Origin of the sequence: Marinobacter manganoxydans MnI7-9, assembly GCF_000235625.1 — a bacterium.
Classification (GTDB): Bacteria; Pseudomonadota; Gammaproteobacteria; order Pseudomonadales; family Oleiphilaceae; genus Marinobacter; species Marinobacter manganoxydans.
This window is the reverse complement of sequence record NZ_AGTR01000014.1, coordinates 119,043-136,653: the sequence shown is the minus strand read 5'-3', so window position 1 is coordinate 136,653 and position 17,611 is coordinate 119,043. Positions and strand designations below refer to the sequence as shown.

Here is a 17,611-nt window from a genome sequence, read left to right as displayed (position 1 = left end):
GCCTCCGCAGAGGCTTCCAGACGCACTTAAGGTTTCACAATGATGTATAACAAAAATGCGATTCTCGGCGGCCTGCTGGCTTTCTCCGTGGCATCAGCGCCTGCGTGGGCGGCGGTCTCCGCCAGTGAAGCGGCCCGTCTGGGCCAGGAGTTGACACCCTTTGGCTCGCCCAAGGCCGGCAACAGCGCCGGAACCATTCCGGCCTGGACCGGAGGCTTGACAGAGCCGCCTCCCGGCTATGAGGGAAGCGGACAGCACCACATTAATCCGTTCCCGGATGATGAAGTCCTTTTTACCATTACGCCTGCCAACATGGATCAGTATGAGGAGTACCTCACTGACGGTGTGAAGGCGATGCTCGAAACCTACCCGACCACATTCCGTGTGCCCGTTTACCAGTCCCGTCGTACCCATGCGGTCCCTGATTGGGTGGCTGAGAATACCCGTGAAAACGCGGTAAGCGCGGAGATTGTTGGCCAGGGCGAAGGCCTGGACGGAGCCTTTGGCGGTTACCCATTCCCGATCCTGCACGGCAATGACGAGCAGAAGGCCTGGCAGGCGGTCTGGAACCACCTGACCCGCTGGCGGGGCGTGAATATAACCCGTCGCTCCAGTGAGGTGGCAGTCCAGACCAACGGTGACTACTCGCTGGTTACCTCTCAACAGGAAGCCTTCTTCAACTACTACAACCCGGAAGGCGGTGAAGAAGATCTGGATAACGTGATCTTCTACTACCTGTCGTTTACCCAGTCACCACCCCGCCTTGCCGGTGGCGCCATTCTGATTCATGAGACCCTGAATCAGATCATCAATCCCCGGAATGGTTGGGGCTACAACGCCGGTCAGCGTCGGGTACGTCGGGCGCCAAACCTGGGGTACGACTCCCCGATTGCAGCGGCTGACAACCTCCGGACCGCAGATGATACCGATATCTTCAACGGGGCCCTGGATCGCTATAACTGGAATTACGAAGGCAAGCGGGAAATCTACATCCCCTACAACAATTACCGAATTGGGGAAAAAGGTCTTCCTTACGAGGAAATCCTCGGTATCTCCCATCTGAATCCGGACCTCACCCGCTGGGAGCTTCACCGTGTGCACGTGGTAGAAGCCACACTGAAAGACGGTGAGCGCCATATCTATGGCAAGCGCCGCTTCTATATCGACGAGGACAGCTGGAACACGGTTCTGCTGGATCAATACGACGGTCGCGGCGAACTCTGGCGTGTCACGATGGGGCTGCCGAAAAATTATTATGAACTTCCAGGTGTGTGGACGGTTCTTGACGTCTATCATGACCTTCAGGCCCGTCGTTATCATGTACTCGGTTTGGACACAGAAGAGGCCAATACCCGCGTGTTCACCAATGAGGTCCCGAACAAGCGTTACTTCTCGCCGGCTTCCCTGCGCCGCAGGAGTGTTCGCTAACGCACTGTTGGCCGAGGGATGCGTCCCCGCCCACAGGAAGTGGCGACCCGACATACCGGCAATCGTAAGGTTGCCGGTATGTTTACAGTTATTCCCGGCTTTGCCGGTCAGAGACACAGTTCAATACAACATAATAGGCAATCTGAATGGCTAAAAGGTTGATGTGCAAGACTCTGGGCGCTGCCTGCCTTGGACTTTCCATGGTCTGGTCTGCCCCTGCAGCGTTTGCGCTTGCAGATATCATCGAAACCCCGGCCCGGCCGACGGATCTGGCCCCGGAAAATCTTCTCACCGATGCGACCCGGGTTGGGGATCGCATTGTGGCCGTGGGAGAACGCGGCCATATCATCTACTCGGATGATGAGGGGAAAACCTGGGTTCAGGGTGAGGTACCTGTTTCTGTGACCCTGACAGGGATCGATTTTGGCTCCGACAGCCATGGCTGGGCCGTGGGCCACAGCGGCGTTGTCCTCCATACCAGCGACGCCGGGGCCACCTGGGACCTTCAGATTGACGGTATCCGCGCCATGGAACTGGCCATTGAGAGCCGGGAAGAGCAGATTGCCGCCATGGAGGAGCGCATCGAAGAAGCGCCCGAAGAAGAGAAAGAGGATCTCGAGTGGGCACTGGACGACCTTTACTTTGCCCTCGAGAACATTCAGGCGGATATGGACATTGGTCCAGTTAACCCGCTGCTGGATGTCTGGTTTGAAAACGAGAACCGCGGTTTTGTGGTAGGCGCTTACGGTATGTTCCTGCGCACCATGGACGGTGGTGAGACCTGGAAAGACTGGGCGCCAAGAATTGATAACCGGCAGAACTTCCATCTCAATGGCATTACCCGGATCACGGGTGGTGCACTGGTGGTCGTTGGTGAAGCCGGTCAGATACATGTCTCTGTAGACGGTGGTGAGACCTTTGAGCGCCGTGAGGCGCCTTATGAAGGCTCCCTGTTCGGTGTCATCGGTACAGGCCGGGTGAACGAGATGCTCGCCTTCGGCCTTCGTGGCAACATGCTGTTCTCTTCAGACCTCGGCAGAAGCTGGCGGATGGTCCCCAATTCAGCTGGGGCTACGCTCAACGACGGCGTCGTTTCGGAAGATGGTCGTATCACCCTGGTAGGTAATAGTGGTGCGGTACTGATGAGCACCAATGGCGCCGAAACCTTCCGCGAGCATTTCAGAAGTGATCGTGAAGGTGTCATGAGCGCGGTGCCTATCTCAGGAACAGACCTGCTGATTGTCGGCGAAGGTGGCGTAAAAATCACAGACGCCCGTGGAAGAAACCTTCAATAACGCCCTGATGTGGCAACAACCGAACGAATAATAGAGGGGCTTTTGAATGTCCAACCCTAAGCATGACAAGGGCGAGCACTATCTGACCACGCCCAAGGCCGAACCCTTTCTCGAAAGGCTGATCTTCAATAATCGGCCAATCATTCTTGTCGTCTTCGCCGTGTTGACGCTGTTTCTGGGGTATAACGCCGTCAAGATCCAGCCGGATGCCAGCTTCGAGCGAATGATTCCGCTTGAGCATCCCTACATTGTAAATATGCTTGAGCACCGGGATGATCTTGAAAACCTCGGTAACTTCGTTCGTATCGCCGTCGAGGTAGAAGAGGGCGATATTTTCACCCAAGAGTACATGGAAACCCTGAAGCAGATCACCGACGAGGTTTTTTATCTCAACGGCGTGGATCGTTCGGGTCTCAAATCCCTCTGGACGTCGAATGTCCGCTGGGTTGAGGTTACCGAACAGGGTTTTCAGGGTGGCACTGTCATACCGGACGGCTATGACGGCTCCCGGGACAGTCTGGAGAAGCTTCGCCAGAACGTTCTTCGTTCCAACGAAGTCGGGCGCCTGATCTCTGATAACTTCCAATCAACGATCGTTTACGCGCCGCTGTACGAGAAGAATCCGGAGACCGGTGAGGCTCTGGACTACGGCGAATTTTCCCGTCAGCTTGAAGAAAAGATTCGTGAAAAGTACGAAGAACAGAACCCGAACATCAAGATTCATATAGTCGGTTTCGCCAAGAAGGTCGGCGATCTGATTGAGGGGATTGGTTCTATTGCCTGGTTTGCAGGGATTACCATTCTGCTGACCACGCTGCTTCTGTTCTGGTACTCGCGGGCTATTGCCGGCACCCTGGTTCCTGTCTTTACCTCAATCATTGCAGTGTTCCTGCAGTTGGGTACGCTTCGGCTGCTGGGCTACGGGCTGGATCCTTATTCGGTGCTGGTGCCATTCCTGGTGTTTGCGATTGGTATCAGTCACGGCGTTCAGATTGTGAATGCCATGGCGGTTGAAGCTGCCAAGGGCTTTGATGCGGTGACCGCTGCGCGCCTGGCTTTCCGTGCTCTTTACATTCCGGGCATGCTGGCTCTGATTTCGGATGCCTTTGGTTTCCTGACCCTGTTCTTTATCGAGATCGACGTTATCCGGGACCTGGCTGTTGCCGCAGGTATTGGTGTGGCGTTCGTGATCTTCACCAACCTGGTTTTGCATGTATTGATTATGTCCTATGTCGGTATCTCCAAAGGGGGTATTCGTCACGTGCAGAATCACGGCGAAAAACAGGATCGGAAATGGCGTGTTTTGTCCTACTTCTCCCATCCGGGCGTTGCGCCAATTTCGTTGTTGATTGCTGTAATTGGTCTCGGTCTTGGTCTTTATTACAAGCAGGACCTGAAGATTGGCGACCTGGATCAGGGTGCGCCTGAGCTTCGTGCGGACTCCCGCTACAACAAGGACAATGCCTACATCATCAATAATTACTCGACCAGTGCGGATGTATTGGTGGTGATGGTCAAAACACCGGAAGAGCAGTGCACGCAGTATAATGTGCTGCGGGCCATGGATACTCTGCAGTGGGAGCTTCAGAACACGCCGGGCGTTCAGTCTTCGGTATCACTTGCAGATGTTTCCAAGATGGTGACCAAGGCTCTGAACGAGGGCAACTGGAAGTGGTATGAGATCTCCCGCAACCAGACCATTATCAATGCGTCCATTCGTGAGGCGCCTGCCGGGTTGATCAACACTGATTGCAGCCTGACGCCAGTACTGGTCTTCCTTGAGGACCACAAGGCAGAAACTCTGGAAACCGTCGTTGAGCGCGTCGAACAGTTTGCCGGGAACAACAGCACTGATGAGCACAGGTTCCTGCTAGCGGCGGGTAACGCCGGTGTCGAGGCCGCTACTAACGAGGTTATCTCCGGCGCCAAGGATAAGATGCTGATCCTCGTTTACAGTGTGGTGAGTTTGCTGTGCTTCGCGACCTTCCGTTCGATCCGTGCGGTGCTGTGTATCGTGATACCTCTGGGACTGACTTCGATCCTCTGTGAGGCAATCATGGCGGTATCCGGCATTGGTATCAAAGTGGCGACCCTGCCGGTTATTGCCCTGGGTGTCGGTATAGGTGTCGACTACGGCATTTATATCTACAGCAAGCTGGAGAAATACCTGCTTGAAGGCAAAACGCTTCAGGAGGCTTACTACGAGACCCTGCGCTCCACTGGTAAGGCGGTTATGTTTACCGGTGTGACTCTGGGTCTGGGTGTTGTCACCTGGATATTCTCGCCAATCAAGTTCCAGGCCGACATGGGCTTCCTGCTGTTCTTCATGTTCCTCTGGAACATGGTTGGAGCCATCTGGCTGTTGCCGGCCCTGGCCCGGTTCCTGCTGCGGCCGGATCAGATGCTTGCCAAGGCTCGAGCTGCGAAATAACATTCGCACCGACCTGCAAAAAAGCCCGCTTTGCGGGCTTTTTTGTTGTCTGGTCAACCGGTTAGCGAGCTAATCCATACTTTATTTATGGTGTGAAGTGGTCTATGTTTTATGGTGATCGTACGTCTTGCCCGCTCCCGAAGCGGGCGCCGAATTACAATGAACAGAAAAAAGGAAGAACTCACATGACACTGAAACTTAAAGCCTCCGCATTCGCTGTCGCTGCCGCAGTCAGCCTGGGCGCTGCTTCAACCTCCGTTTCCGCCCAGGAGCAGCGCTTCGTGACCATCGGCACCGGCGGTGTAACCGGCGTTTATTACCCGGCTGGCGGTGCTATCTGTCGTCTGGTGAACATGGACCGTAAAGAGCACGGTATTCGCTGCTCTGTGGAGAGTACCGGTGGTTCCGTCTACAACCTGAATGCCATCCGCCAGGGCGAGCTCGATCTGGCAGTTGCCCAGTCCGACTGGCAGTACCATGCCTACAATGGCACCAGCCAGTTCAAGGATGATGGTGCTAACAAAGATCTCCGCGCGGTCTTTTCTCTGCATCCGGAACCGTTCACTGTTGTTGCCAGCAAGGGCTCAGGCATCAAAACCTTTGAAGACCTGGAAGGCAAGCGGGTATCTGTCGGCAACCCCGGTTCAGGGCAGCGCGCCACTGCTGAAGTCCTGATGGATGAGATGGGCTGGACGCTGGACAAGTTCTCACTGGCTGCCGAAATCAAGGCCGCGGAGCAGTCCCAGGCCCTGTGTGACGGTAACATTGATGCCTTCTTCTACACGGTTGGCCACCCCTCTGGTGCAATCAAGGAAGCGACCACCTCCTGTGACAGTGTACTGGTTAACGTTGATAACGCTGCCACACAGAAGCTGATCGACGAAAACCCGTACTATCGTAAGGCAGTCATCCCTGGTGGTATGTATCGTGGCAGTGACGATGACGTTACCACCTTCGGCGTTGCGGCAACCTTTGTGTCATCCACTGATGTGCCCGATGACGTTGTTTACGCGGTTGTGAAGGCTGTTTTCGAGAACTTCGACAGCTTCAAGCGCCTGCATCCTGCATTTGCCAACCTGAACAAGGAAGAAATGGTCTCTGATGCCCTGAGTGCGCCTCTGCACCCGGGTGCTGCCAAGTACTACAAAGAAGCTGGTCTGATCGACTGATCTGCCTGCACTCCGTCACAGCGGGCTCAAGCCCGCTGTGACGCCCTTTCAGAGATTGATTTTTACGTACGGGACTAATTTATGGCGACGAGCGATCCGGCTAACGGAGCTGGTGCTGGTGGTAGCAGTAATGTAGACCAGATCCTGCAGACTGAAACCGGGGGCAGGGCGACCAGCGGATATGCTGCGGTTATTCTTTTTATCGTTCCCCTGGTGTGGTCGTTGTTTCAGCTCTGGATTGCGTCACCGCTGCCCTATATCTTCAATTTCGCAATCTTTAATTCCACGGAAGCGCGCTCGATCCATCTTGCGTTTGCCGTTTTCCTGGCGTTTTCTGCCTTCCCGATGATCAAGGGGCGGCATGTAAATATCGTCCCCATCTATGACTGGATTCTGGCGCTTGTTGCCGCTTTCTGCGCCTCATACCTCTACGTTTTTTACGAAGAGCTTTCAACGCGGCCCGGCGCGCCGATCACCCAGGATCTGTGGGTTGCGCTTATCGGTCTCGTGCTTTTGCTGGAAGCCACGCGTAGGTCGCTCGGGCTCCCGCTGACTATCGTTGCTGCGGTCTTCATCACATACTCGATTGCCGGCCCCTATATGCCGGATGTGATTGCCCATAAAGGCGTGAGCCTCAGTAAGCTGGCGTCGCACCAGTGGTTGGGCACTGAGGGCGTGTTTGGCGTTGCACTTGGGGTTTCCACGAGCTTCGTCTTTCTGTTCGTGTTGTTTGGCGCGCTGCTTGAGAGAGCAGGCGCCGGTAATTACTTTATTAAAGTCGCCTATGCCATGTTGGGGCATATGCGTGGTGGTCCCGCCAAAGCTGCGGTGGTTTCCAGTGGTTTAAGCGGCGTTATTTCCGGTTCGTCTATTGCCAACGTCGTCACTACCGGCACGTTCACCATTCCGCTGATGAAGCGGGTTGGTTTTCCGGCTACCAAGGCCGGCGCAGTGGAAGTGGCCGCATCAACCAACGGCCAGCTGACACCTCCCATCATGGGCGCGGCCGCTTTCCTGATGGTCGAATATGTGGGTATCTCCTACCTGGAGGTCATCAAGCACGCCATCCTCCCTGCGATGATTTCCTATGTGGCACTGATTTATATCGTGCACCTTGAGGCCTGCAAGCTGAACATGCAGGGCATTGAGCGTCTCAACAAGCCGACTCTTGCCCAGCGGATGCTGAATTGGGTCGTTATCCTCATCGGCCTGAGTGTGCTGACCCTGGTGGTGTATTACGGGATCGGCTGGACGAAAACGCTTTTCGGTGAAGCGGCGATGTGGGTGTTGGCACCTTTGCTGGTGCTGATCTATATCGGCCTGGTTGGCTATGCCACCCGATTTCCGGAACTCGAGGAAGACGATCCGGATAAGGACATGGGCGAATTGCCGCCGGTTGGCCCAACTGTAAAGACCGGGCTGTACTTTCTTCTGCCCGTTGTAGTGCTGGTCTGGTGCCTTACTGTTGAGCGTTTCTCGCCACAGCTGTCGGCGTTCTGGGCCACGCTGTTCATGATTTTCATTGTTGTTACACAGCGACCGTTGAAGGCCTTTTTCTACAAGCACGGCAACTTCCTCACTGCGTTCAAGGATGGCGTGTTTGATCTTGCGCATTCGCTCGCCACCGGTGCCCGAAACATGGTGGGTATTGGCGTGGCAACTGCCACCGCCGGTATCGTGGTGGGTACGGTTACCCTGACCGGTATTGGCCTGGTGATGACCGAATTTGTCGAGTTCCTGTCTGGCGGCAACCTGCTGCTGATGCTGATCTTCACGGCCATTATCAGCCTGATCCTCGGCATGGGTTTGCCGACCACTGCCAACTACATCGTTGTGTCCACGCTGATGGCGCCGGTAATCGTCACTCTGGGCGCCCAGAATGGGCTGATCGTGCCGCTGATTGCGGTGCATCTGTTTGTGTTCTACTTTGGCATTCTGGCGGACGATACGCCGCCCGTGGGGTTGGCGGCTTATGCCGCCGCTGCCATATCCGGCGCCGATCCCATACGAACGGGTATCCAGGGCTTCACCTACGACATCCGTACGGCGATCCTCCCGTTCATGTTTATTTTCAATACCCAGTTGTTGCTCATTGGGTTGACCGGATGGTTTGACCTGCTGGTTACGATCTTCAGTGCAGTCACTGCGATGCTGGTCTTTTCCGCGGCCACGCAGGGGTTCTGGTTTACCAAGAGCTATAAGTGGGAATCGCTGTTATTGCTGCTGATTACGTTCACCATGTTCCGGCCCGGCTTCTGGTGGGATATGGTTTACCCGCCCACGGCAGATCGGCCCGGCGCCGAGATCATGGAGTATGTTGAGGATGTGCCAGCAGACAAACCGATTGTCCTGAAGGCTTCCGGGATGACGATTGACGGCGACGAGGTGACCACCTATGTGCGGCTTGAGATTCCCGCTGGCGACACGCCCGAGCAACGTCTGATGGACGCCGGCCTTGAACTCAGCCCGGATGGCGAAAAGATGGCGGTAGACTTCGTTGGTTTCGGTAGCCCGGCGGAGGATGCTGGCATCCAGTTTGGCTGGACCATCGATGCCGTGCAGGTTGACCTGGAACGGCCGCCAAAAGAGCTGATGTTCATTCCTGCTCTGGTGTTACTCGGCCTTCTGGCGTTTGGTCAGTTGCGTCGGCGGGCCAGGGAGGAAGCCGCCGGCCAGCCAGCCTGACGCCACACCTGTCCGTGCAAACCCGGCATTAACCTGCCGGGTTTTTTTCTGTTAGACTTCGCCTCGAAGCGGCCCGCGGTTTGTATCGCGCCGTGCCGTCACCATGTGGTCTCTGGTATAGATCACCGCTGAGTAACCAACAGGAGCCTTTCATGCCCGTCGTAACCCTGCCCGATGGTAGCCATCGCAGTTTTGCCGAACCCGTAACCGTTCATGATGTCGCCGCCGATATCGGCGCTGGCCTTGCCAAAGCCGCCCTTGCCGGAAAGGTGGATGGCCAGCTCGTGGACACCAGTTATCGCATCGAAAACGATGCCGAGCTGGCAATCGTCACCGAGCGTGATGAAGACGGCGTTGATATCATTCGCCATTCTACGGCGCACTTGATGGCCATGGCTGTCCAGGAACTGTTTCCAGGAGCCCAGGTCACCATTGGCCCGGTTATCGACAATGGCTTCTACTACGACTTCAAGTACGACCGCCCGTTCACCAATGAGGATCTGGCGCGGATCGAGAAGCGGATGGAAGAGCTCTCCAAACAGGACTTGCCGGTTTCTCGCTCCATCATGTCCCGCGATGAGGCGATCAAGCTCTTTGAGGATATGGGCGAAGAATACAAGGTCCGTATCATTCAGGACATTCCCGGCGATGAGGACCTTTCATTTTACAGCCAGGGCGATTTTATCGACCTGTGCCGCGGTCCCCACGTTCCCAGCACCGGCAAGCTGAAGGCCTTCAAACTGACCAAGGTGGCCGGCGCGTATTGGCGTGGCGACACCAGCAATGAGCAGCTTCAGCGCGTGTACGGAACCGCCTGGGGTAACAAGAAAGATCTCAAAGCCTATTTGCACCGTCTGGAAGAGGCCGAGAAGCGGGATCACCGGAAGGTCGGCAAGAAGCTTGGCTTGTTCCATATGCAGGAAGAAGCACCGGGCATGGTTTTCTGGCACCCGGATGGCTGGTCGCTGTATCAGGAAGTTGAGCAATACATGCGCCGCAAGCAGCAGGAGCATGGCTACAAGGAGATCAAGACACCACAGGTGGTGTCACGGACCCTGTGGGAGAAGTCAGGGCACTGGGACAAGTTCAAGGACGACATGTTCACCACCGAGTCGGAGAAGCACGACTACGCCATCAAGCCCATGAACTGTCCCTGCCACGTGCAGGTCTTCAACCAGGGTCTGAAAAGCTACAAGGATCTGCCCCTGAGACTGGCGGAATTCGGCTCCTGCCACCGGAACGAGGCCTCCGGGGCGCTGCATGGACTGATGCGTGTTCGGGGCTTTACCCAGGACGATGCCCACATTTTCTGCGAAGAAGATTCTATTCAGCAGGAAGTCTCGGCATTTATTGAAATGCTGCACGAGATCTACACAGACTTCGGGTTTACCGAAATCCTGTACAAGCTCTCAACCCGTCCGGAAAAACGGGTTGGCTCCGATGAGGTCTGGGACAAGGCAGAGGCTGCTTTGGAAGAAGCACTCAACCGTGAAGGGGTAGATTGGGAATTGCTTCCGGGTGAAGGCGCCTTCTATGGCCCGAAAATCGAGTTCTCTTTGAAAGACTGTATCGGACGGGTGTGGCAGTGTGGCACTATTCAGGTGGACTTTTCGATGCCAGGTCGCCTGGGGGCGCAGTATGTTGCCGACAACTCAGAGCGGAAGACCCCGGTTATGCTTCACCGGGCTGTATTGGGTTCCTTCGAGCGTTTCATTGGTATCCTGATCGAGGAATATGAAGGCGCTTTCCCGACCTGGCTCGCGCCGACTCAAGTTGCGATTCTCAATATTACCGATAATCAGCGTGATTATTGTCAGAATCTGGCGAAAAAGTGGGATTCTTTGGGCTATAGGGTTAATGCTGACTTGAGAAACGAGAAGATCGGCTTTAAAATCCGCGAGCATACTCTTAACAAGGTTCCCTACCTTGTCGTTGTCGGTGACAAAGAAGTCGACAACAACGCCGTTGCGGTGAGAACCCGCAAGGGCGAAGATTTGGGAACTTTATCGCTTGAAGCGTTTGAGCAATTCTTAAGTGAAGATGTTGAACGCAAGGGCAAAACAAAGACGGAGATCTGATTATTAAACAGCGAGCGAATCGGGGTGGGCGCACACCAAAGGCGCCTATCAATGAGAATATTGACGCAACCGAAGTCCGACTGATTGACGCAGAAGGCAATCAGGTCGGTGTAGTACCAATAGAGGATGCTCTCAAGCAAGCAGAAGAGGCATCTCTTGACCTGGTCCAGGTTACGGATTCCGATCCGATCGTCTGTAAGATAATGGACTACGGCAAGAAAATCTTCGACGAGAAGAAGGCCAAGGCGGCTGCCAAGAAAAAGCAGAAGCAGACGCAGGTCAAAGAGCTTAAGTTCCGTCCAGGAACTGAAGAAGGGGATTATCAGGTCAAACTACGCAACCTGGTACGTTTCCTTGAAAACGGGGACCGCGGCAAAATCACTATCCGCTTCCGTGGCCGTGAGATGGCACACCAGGAAATTGGTATGCAGCTCATGCAGCGCATAGAAGCAGATATTGAAGAGCTTGCCCAGGTAGAGATGCGGCCGAAAATGGAAGGCCGGCAGATGACCATGGTTGTGGCGCCCCGCAAGAAGAAGTGAACCTGATCGGGTGCTTGTCCCCCGCGCATGCGGGGGATTTGTCGTTCAGGGGCACATTATTGTTTATTTAAAAATAGAATGCGGAGTTTTAAAAAATGCCTAAGATGAAAACCAAAAGCGGAGCCACCAAGCGGTTCAAGAAAACCGCCACCGGCTTCAAGCACAAGCAGTCCTTCACCAGTCACATCCTGACCAAGAAGAGCCCGAAGCGTAAGCGTCAGCTGCGCGGCACCAAGCTCATCGCCAAGTCGGATGTTGCATCTATCAAGCGTATGACCGCGTGCTGATCCAGCCGCGAGTATCATTCCTTAGAAAGTACAGGTAGAAGGATTAAAGTATGGCTCGTGTAAAACGTGGTGTGGTCGCACGCCGTCGTCACAAAAAGATTCTCAATCAGGCCAAAGGTTACTACGGCGCTCGTAGCCGGGTATTCCGTGTAGCCAAGCAAGCGGTTATCAAGGCCGGTCAGTACGCCTACCGTGACCGTCGTAACCGCAAGCGTGCTTTCCGCGCTCTGTGGATTGCCCGTATCAATGCTGGTGCCCGCGCTAACGGTCTGTCTTACAGCCGTCTGATCGCTGGTCTGAAAAAGGCTAACGTTGAAATCGATCGTAAGGTTCTGGCCGATCTGGCCATGAACGAGCAGCAGGCGTTTGCCGCTGTTGTTGAGAAGGCCAAAGCGTCCCTGTGATCGCTTAGCTCTTTCATCGATTGCTGATCGATATGGGCGTCTCATGATTTCATGACGGCGCCTCCTGATAGGGGAAGGGCACGCTCTTCCCCTATTTTTGTTTTTGAAGTTACGTTTTTAAGCACTTCCATTTCTGGTTTGGAGCAGGGTCAATGGAAAACCTGGAGCAACTGGTTCAGGACGGGCTGGCAGCAGTTGATAGCGCCGACAGCCTGCAGGCACTTGATCAAATTCGTGTTGAGTATCTTGGCAAGAAGGGTGTGATTACCCAGCAGGCGAAAACTCTGGGCAAGCTTTCTGCTGAGGAGCGCCCTGCCGCCGGCCAGAAAATCAATGAAGCCAAGGGGCAGGTCGAAGAAGCCATCAATGCCCGGCGAAGCGATCTTGAACGTGCCGCCATCGAGCAGAAACTTGCCAGTGAATCCATTGATGTGACTCTGCCTGGCCGTGGTCAGGACCTGGGTGGATTGCACCCGGTTACCCGCACCCTCCAGCGGATCGAGCATTTCTTCGCCCGGGCCGGCTATACCGTCGAGCAGGGGCCCGAGATCGAAGACGATTACCACAACTTCGAGGCCCTCAACATCCCTGGCCATCACCCTGCTCGCGCGATGCACGATACGTTCTATTTTAACCCGGGCACCCTGCTGCGAACTCACACTTCGCCGGTACAGATTCGAACCATGGAAGCGGGCAAGCCACCATTCCGGATGATCTGCCCGGGCCGGGTTTACCGCTGTGATTCGGATATGACGCACACCCCCATGTTCCACCAGGTGGAGGGGTTGCTGGTCGAGAAAAATGTCAGCTTCGCGGATCTCAAAAGTACTGTTGAAGAATTCCTGCGAGTGTTCTTTGAGCGGGACCTTCAGGTCCGCTTTCGGCCCTCCTATTTCCCGTTTACGGAGCCCTCCGCAGAAGTGGACATTGAATGGGGTCGGGAAGCCGATGGCAGCATCAAGTGGCTTGAAGTCATGGGTTGCGGAATGGTGCATCCCAAGGTGTTTGAATATTGCGGAATCGATGCCGAGGAATACCGTGGCTTCGCATTCGGTCTGGGGGTAGAGCGCCTGGCCATGCTTCGCTACGGCGTGAACGATCTGCGTATGTTTTTCGAAAATGATCTGCGCTTCCTGCGCCAGTTCCGTTAACCGGCAAGATCACGGCATCCAATCAAACAGGCATAACCGCATCAGGACAAGGCAATAACCATGAAATTCAGTGAACAGTGGCTGCGCGAGTGGGTTAACCCGCAAATCGATACCCAGGAATTAATGGACCAGATCACCATGGCAGGTCTGGAAGTGGACGGTTTCGAGCCGGTGGCCGGTCAATTCAGCGGCGTGGTCGTTGGAGAAGTTCAGTCAGTAGGGCCACATCCTGATGCAGACAAGCTGCGGGTTTGCCAGGTCAGTGATGGTGCCTCCGAGGTTCAGGTGGTCTGTGGCGCTCCCAATGTCCGTGAAGGTATGAAGGTTCCTTTTGCCGTGGTGGGGGCGGTTCTGCCCGGTGATTTCAAAATCAAGAAGGCCAAGCTTCGCGGTCAGCCTTCTGAGGGCATGCTTTGTTCCGAGTCAGAGCTTGGGCTCTCCGATAATCACGATGGCCTGATGGAGCTCCCGGCGGACGCACCGGTGGGGCAGGACGTGGCCGATTACCTGAAGCTGAACGATGTCACCATTGATGTGGATCTGACTCCGAATCGCGCCGATTGCCTGTCTATCAAGGGTATCGCCCGTGAAGTGGGTGTTCTGAACAGCATGCTGGTCAACAGCCCGGCAATCGAGCCCGTGGAATCGGTGCACTCTGAAGTGCCTGATATCCGGGTGGAGGCGCCGGCAGGCTGCCCGCGGTACCTTGGCCGTATTCTGCGCAATGTGAACCTGCAGGCGGAATCGCCCCTGTGGATGCAGGAAAAGCTTCGCCGTTCAGGTATTCGCTCCATTGATGCCGCCGTGGATGTCACCAACTACGTCATGCTGGAACTAGGCCAGCCCATGCACGCCTTCGATCGTGACGAAATCCAGGGCGGGATCGTTGTCCGCATGGCGCGAATTGGTGAAAAGCTCGTTCTGCTGGATGGTCAGGAGGTCGAGCTCACCCAGGGAACGCTGGTGATCGCGGATCATGAGAAGCCGATTGCCATTGCCGGTGTCATGGGCGGTGAGCATTCCGGAGTCAGTCCGAAAACGCGGGACCTGGTGCTGGAATCCGCTTACTTCGATCCGATTACGCTGGCGGGCAAGGCTCGTCACTATGGTTTGCACACTGACGCATCGCACCGGTTCGAGCGAGGTGTTGACTACAAGTTGGCGCGGGATGCGATGGAGCGGGCCACCCGGTTGCTGATGGACATCGTTGGTGGTGAGCCTGGCGAAATCGTCGAAGTTGCCAGCGATGAGGATATTCCCGAGGATCGGGTTGTCGACCTGCGATCCCGCCGGCTTAACGATGTTCTGGGTATGGAAATTGATCGCACCACCGTCGAGGAGATCCTGACCAGGCTCGGCCTGCGGGTGGAAAAGCTCCTGAAAGACGGCTGGCGTGTCAGTGTGCCCAGCTTCCGCCCGGACATCTCTATTGAAGAAGACCTGATCGAGGAAGTCGGTCGAATTTATGGCTACAACAATCTGCCTGTAACCGAGCCTACGGGCTCACTCGGTCTGCGCCCGGAGCAGGAAGCTGTTCGCCCGGTATCGGCCATCCGCAACTTCTTTGTGGATCATGGGTACCAGGAGGCGGTGACCTACAGCTTTGTCGATCCTAAGGTTCAGCAACTGGTGGACCCCGATCGTCAGGGCATCGCGCTGGCCAATCCGATTTCTTCGGATCTGTCGGTGATGCGTACCAGCCTCTGGAGTGGCTTGTTGAAAACCGTGGCCCATAACCAGAATCGCCAGCAGCCGCGCATACGTCTGTTCGAAACCGGTCTGCGCTTCCTCCAGGAGGGCGAGCGGATTGATCAACAACCGATGTTGGCCGGTGTGGTGGTTGGCAGCCAGTATCCTGAAAACTGGGCAAACGGTCGCAGAACCGCGGATTTCTTTGATGTAAAAGGGGATTTGGAGAGTCTGTTCAGTCTGCTGGGCATTGAGATCCATTTTGTTGGCAGCCAGCATCCTGCGCTGCACCCGGGACAGACTGCAGAACTCATGCGCGACGGCGAGCACGTGGGCTGGCTGGGGACTCTGCATCCACAAGTTCAGAAAAATCTTGAACTTAATGGCACGATCCTGATGTTTGAGCTATTCTTGAATTCAATCGTTACCGGATATGTGCCTAATTTCAAAGAAATTTCAAAATTCCCGGAAGTTCGTCGGGATTTGGCTATTATTATCGGGAGTGAGGTAGCGTTCGCCGATGTAGAGCGTGTGGCCAGAAAGCATGCCGGTGAGCAGCTGACAGCGTTGCGTGCGTTTGATGTCTATGAGGGCGAGAGTCTGGGTGAAGGTAACCGGAGCCTGGCCCTGAGCCTGTTCTGGCAGCATCCCGAACGTACATTGAACGAGGATGAAGTGCATTCGCTCTTCAACGGTGTGATCGACGCATTGAAAGAAGAGCTGGGGGCAACACTGAGGAGTTGAGAAATGGCGGCTTTGACGAAAGCGGAAATGGCAGAGCGGTTGTACGAGGAATTGGGCCTGAACAAGCGCGAAGCCAAGGAAATGGTAGAAGCTTTTTTCGATGAGATCAGAGGCGCTCTCAGCCATAACGAACAGGTGAAGCTGTCGGGTTTCGGTAACTTCGACCTTCGGGACAAGAAGCAGCGGCCGGGACGGAACCCGAAAACCGGTGAAGAGATTCCCATCAGTGCACGGCGTGTCGTTACGTTTCGCCCGGGACAAAAACTAAAGCAAAAAGTAGAAGCGTATGCTGGAACCCAGTCATAACAACGAACTTCCCACGATTCCGGGGAAGCGCTATTTCACCATCGGTGAGGTGGCGGAGTTGTGCGCGGTAAAAGCGCACGTACTTCGCTATTGGGAACAGGAGTTTCCCCAGCTGTCGCCGGTAAAGCGCCGGGGCAACCGCCGGTATTATCAGCGGGCGGATGTTATTACCATTCGCCAGATTCGGAGCCTGCTCTACGACCAGGGCTACACCATCGGTGGCGCCAAGCAGAAACTCAGTAGCCACGAGGTAAAGGACGACACGTCCCAGTACAAGCAACTGATCCGGCAAATGATTACCGAGTTGGAGGAAGTACTCGAGGTGCTGAACGCGCCCGTCAAATAGAGTTCGCCAGACTCAGAAGAAAAACCGGGACAGCATGGCTGCCCCGGTTTTTTTATGCCCGCATGGTTACTGCTTCCTGCAGGTTTTGATGCCCAGCAACGAATAGGCAGGGCAGTTGCCCACTAAAGCGGTTGCCAGGGGCACAATGCCAATCCAGCCCCAGGGTGTTTGCGGGCCCACAAATACGAGAGCCAGCAGTACAATGCCGACGATGGCGCGAATGATACGGTCCGCAGATCCCATATTGATGCTCATGATCCTTTCTCCTTGCTTGATATGCGATGACAGAACGGACTTTAGCGCCTGCTCGCTGGCGGTTCAGTGATAAAGTCACACAAGGCCGGGCGCCGGGCTGAGCTAATCTGATGATCTATGGAAAAGTCGATGGTGCAACACAGCATTCTTGAAACATTGTCTGGGCCTCTTCGCAAAGAAGTCCTCAGCAGCCTGCAGTCTCTTCACTTTGAGCATGGAAAGATTCTGTTCCGGGCTGGGGATCCCTGTCAGGGACTTCCTCTGGTACTGAATGGAACCGTAAAAGTCCAGATGACCGGCCTGTCAGGTCACAGCATCGTGCTTTATCGGATGGGGGCTGATGATATTTGCACACTGTCTATCGGCTGTCTGATGACAGGCGATGGCTTTCGGGCAGAAGCCGTGGTTGAAGAAGATGCCGAAGTGTTTATGGTGCCCAGGGGGCTGTTTGACCGGCTGATGGACCAGTCTGCCGATTTCAGGCTTGGTGTCATGGAATCGTACGGGCGCCGATTGAATGATTTGATGTTACTGGTGGAAGAAGTTGCGTTCAGACGCATGGATGAGCGTCTTGCCCATTGGTTGGAAACGAGGGCTGTCGAGGGCAGTATACGAATCACGCATCAGGAGCTGGCTGTAGAACTCGGTACTGCCAGGGAAGTCGTCAGCAGACTGCTCAAAGAGCTCGAACGTCAGGGGAAGCTCAGGCTCTCCCGTGGTTGTATTTCATTTGTTCAATAGACGTGATGGCAGCCGTTTGTTCTCTATGGTCCGTTTGGGTGGTTGTACCCGTGGGCCCTC

At 55.2% G+C, this 17,611-nt stretch carries 15 protein-coding genes; 14 read left to right on the top strand and 1 reads right to left on the bottom strand.

Annotation, left to right across the window (positions count from 1 at the left end):
* Nucleotides 1-42 precede the first annotated feature (42 nt).
* The 13 genes from KYE_RS03635 (at nucleotide 43) to KYE_RS03575 (ending at nucleotide 16,555) form a co-directional block, all read left to right on the top strand.
* Nucleotides 43-1,428: a DUF1329 domain-containing protein gene (locus KYE_RS03635; protein ID WP_008170500.1), complete on the top strand. Its 1,386-nt coding sequence runs from the start codon at nucleotides 43-45 to the stop codon at nucleotides 1,426-1,428.
* Nucleotides 1,429-1,574: 146 nt separating this feature from the next.
* Entirely contained in the window at nucleotides 1,575-2,723 is a 1,149-nt protein-coding gene (locus tag KYE_RS03630; RefSeq protein ID WP_227497736.1) for a WD40/YVTN/BNR-like repeat-containing protein, read from the top strand.
* 46 nt (nucleotides 2,724-2,769) lie between these two features.
* On the top strand, nucleotides 2,770-5,154 hold the full coding sequence (locus tag KYE_RS03625) for an efflux RND transporter permease subunit (protein WP_008170496.1): 2,385 nt from the start codon (nucleotides 2,770-2,772) through the stop codon (nucleotides 5,152-5,154).
* 185 nt (nucleotides 5,155-5,339) lie between these two features.
* Nucleotides 5,340-6,323, top strand: a complete 984-nt coding sequence (locus tag KYE_RS03620) for a TAXI family TRAP transporter solute-binding subunit (RefSeq protein ID WP_008170494.1) — start codon at nucleotides 5,340-5,342, stop codon at nucleotides 6,321-6,323.
* An 81-nt stretch (nucleotides 6,324-6,404) separates the two neighbouring features.
* The gene (locus KYE_RS03615; RefSeq protein ID WP_008170492.1) at nucleotides 6,405-9,008 is read left to right on the top strand and encodes a TRAP transporter permease; all 2,604 of its coding nucleotides are present in this window, start codon (nucleotides 6,405-6,407) and stop codon (nucleotides 9,006-9,008) included.
* Between the two features lie 152 nt (nucleotides 9,009-9,160).
* Entirely contained in the window at nucleotides 9,161-11,086 is a 1,926-nt protein-coding gene (gene thrS / locus KYE_RS03610) for a threonine--tRNA ligase (RefSeq protein WP_008170491.1), read from the top strand.
* Nucleotides 11,083-11,628 (top strand): translation initiation factor IF-3, encoded by a 546-nt coding sequence (gene infC / locus KYE_RS20990; protein WP_075267677.1) that lies wholly within the window; start codon nucleotides 11,083-11,085, stop codon nucleotides 11,626-11,628. The genes thrS and infC overlap by 4 nt, the downstream gene beginning before the upstream one ends.
* A gap of 95 nt (nucleotides 11,629-11,723) precedes the next feature.
* On the top strand, nucleotides 11,724-11,915 hold the full coding sequence (gene rpmI / locus KYE_RS03600; protein WP_007151842.1) for a 50S ribosomal protein L35: 192 nt from the start codon (nucleotides 11,724-11,726) through the stop codon (nucleotides 11,913-11,915).
* A 50-nt stretch (nucleotides 11,916-11,965) separates the two neighbouring features.
* Complete coding sequence (gene rplT, locus KYE_RS03595; RefSeq protein WP_008170485.1) at nucleotides 11,966-12,319, top strand: 50S ribosomal protein L20; 354 nt, start codon at nucleotides 11,966-11,968, stop codon at nucleotides 12,317-12,319.
* A gap of 152 nt (nucleotides 12,320-12,471) precedes the next feature.
* The gene (gene pheS / locus KYE_RS03590; protein WP_008170484.1) at nucleotides 12,472-13,470 is read left to right on the top strand and encodes a phenylalanine--tRNA ligase subunit alpha; all 999 of its coding nucleotides are present in this window, start codon (nucleotides 12,472-12,474) and stop codon (nucleotides 13,468-13,470) included.
* A gap of 60 nt (nucleotides 13,471-13,530) precedes the next feature.
* Nucleotides 13,531-15,903 (top strand): phenylalanine--tRNA ligase subunit beta, encoded by a 2,373-nt coding sequence (gene pheT, locus KYE_RS03585; protein WP_008170483.1) that lies wholly within the window; start codon nucleotides 13,531-13,533, stop codon nucleotides 15,901-15,903.
* A gap of 3 nt (nucleotides 15,904-15,906) precedes the next feature.
* Nucleotides 15,907-16,209, top strand: a complete 303-nt coding sequence (gene ihfA, locus KYE_RS03580; RefSeq protein ID WP_007151838.1) for an integration host factor subunit alpha — start codon at nucleotides 15,907-15,909, stop codon at nucleotides 16,207-16,209.
* Nucleotides 16,190-16,555, top strand: a complete 366-nt coding sequence (locus tag KYE_RS03575) for a MerR family transcriptional regulator (protein ID WP_008170477.1) — start codon at nucleotides 16,190-16,192, stop codon at nucleotides 16,553-16,555. Before ihfA ends, KYE_RS03575 begins: the two co-directional genes overlap by 20 nt.
* Nucleotides 16,556-16,621: 66 nt before the next feature.
* Here KYE_RS03575 and KYE_RS03570 read toward each other — a convergent pair whose 3' ends face one another.
* A complete protein-coding gene (locus KYE_RS03570; RefSeq protein WP_008170476.1) occupies nucleotides 16,622-16,810 on the bottom strand; it encodes a DUF2892 domain-containing protein in 189 nt (62 codons plus the stop codon).
* Between the two features lie 129 nt (nucleotides 16,811-16,939).
* Between KYE_RS03570 and KYE_RS03565 the strand changes: the two genes are divergently transcribed.
* Complete coding sequence (locus KYE_RS03565) at nucleotides 16,940-17,551, top strand: Crp/Fnr family transcriptional regulator (RefSeq protein ID WP_008170475.1); 612 nt, start codon at nucleotides 16,940-16,942, stop codon at nucleotides 17,549-17,551.
* The last annotated feature ends 60 nt before the right edge of the window (nucleotides 17,552-17,611 follow it).

Bases quoted from the DNA above. Each gene is read 5' to 3' on its own strand.
- KYE_RS03635 (WP_008170500.1), top strand. From the start codon at position 43: ATGTATAACAAAAATGCGATTCTCGGCGGCCTGCTGGCTTTCTCCGTG.
- KYE_RS03630 (WP_227497736.1), top strand. From the start codon at position 1,575: ATGGCTAAAAGGTTGATGTGCAAGACTCTGGGCGCTGCCTGCCTTGGA.
- KYE_RS03625 (WP_008170496.1), top strand. From the start codon at position 2,770: ATGTCCAACCCTAAGCATGACAAGGGCGAGCACTATCTGACCACGCCC.
- KYE_RS03620 (WP_008170494.1), top strand. From the start codon at position 5,340: ATGACACTGAAACTTAAAGCCTCCGCATTCGCTGTCGCTGCCGCAGTC.
- KYE_RS03615 (WP_008170492.1), top strand. From the start codon at position 6,405: ATGGCGACGAGCGATCCGGCTAACGGAGCTGGTGCTGGTGGTAGCAGT.
- thrS (WP_008170491.1), top strand. From the start codon at position 9,161: ATGCCCGTCGTAACCCTGCCCGATGGTAGCCATCGCAGTTTTGCCGAA.
- rpmI (WP_007151842.1), top strand. From the start codon at position 11,724: ATGCCTAAGATGAAAACCAAAAGCGGAGCCACCAAGCGGTTCAAGAAA.
- rplT (WP_008170485.1), top strand. From the start codon at position 11,966: ATGGCTCGTGTAAAACGTGGTGTGGTCGCACGCCGTCGTCACAAAAAG.
- pheS (WP_008170484.1), top strand. From the start codon at position 12,472: ATGGAAAACCTGGAGCAACTGGTTCAGGACGGGCTGGCAGCAGTTGAT.
- pheT (WP_008170483.1), top strand. From the start codon at position 13,531: ATGAAATTCAGTGAACAGTGGCTGCGCGAGTGGGTTAACCCGCAAATC.
- ihfA (WP_007151838.1), top strand. From the start codon at position 15,907: ATGGCGGCTTTGACGAAAGCGGAAATGGCAGAGCGGTTGTACGAGGAA.
- KYE_RS03575 (WP_008170477.1), top strand. From the start codon at position 16,190: ATGCTGGAACCCAGTCATAACAACGAACTTCCCACGATTCCGGGGAAG.
- KYE_RS03570 (WP_008170476.1), bottom strand. From the start codon at position 16,810: ATGAGCATCAATATGGGATCTGCGGACCGTATCATTCGCGCCATCGTC.
- KYE_RS03565 (WP_008170475.1), top strand. From the start codon at position 16,940: ATGGTGCAACACAGCATTCTTGAAACATTGTCTGGGCCTCTTCGCAAA.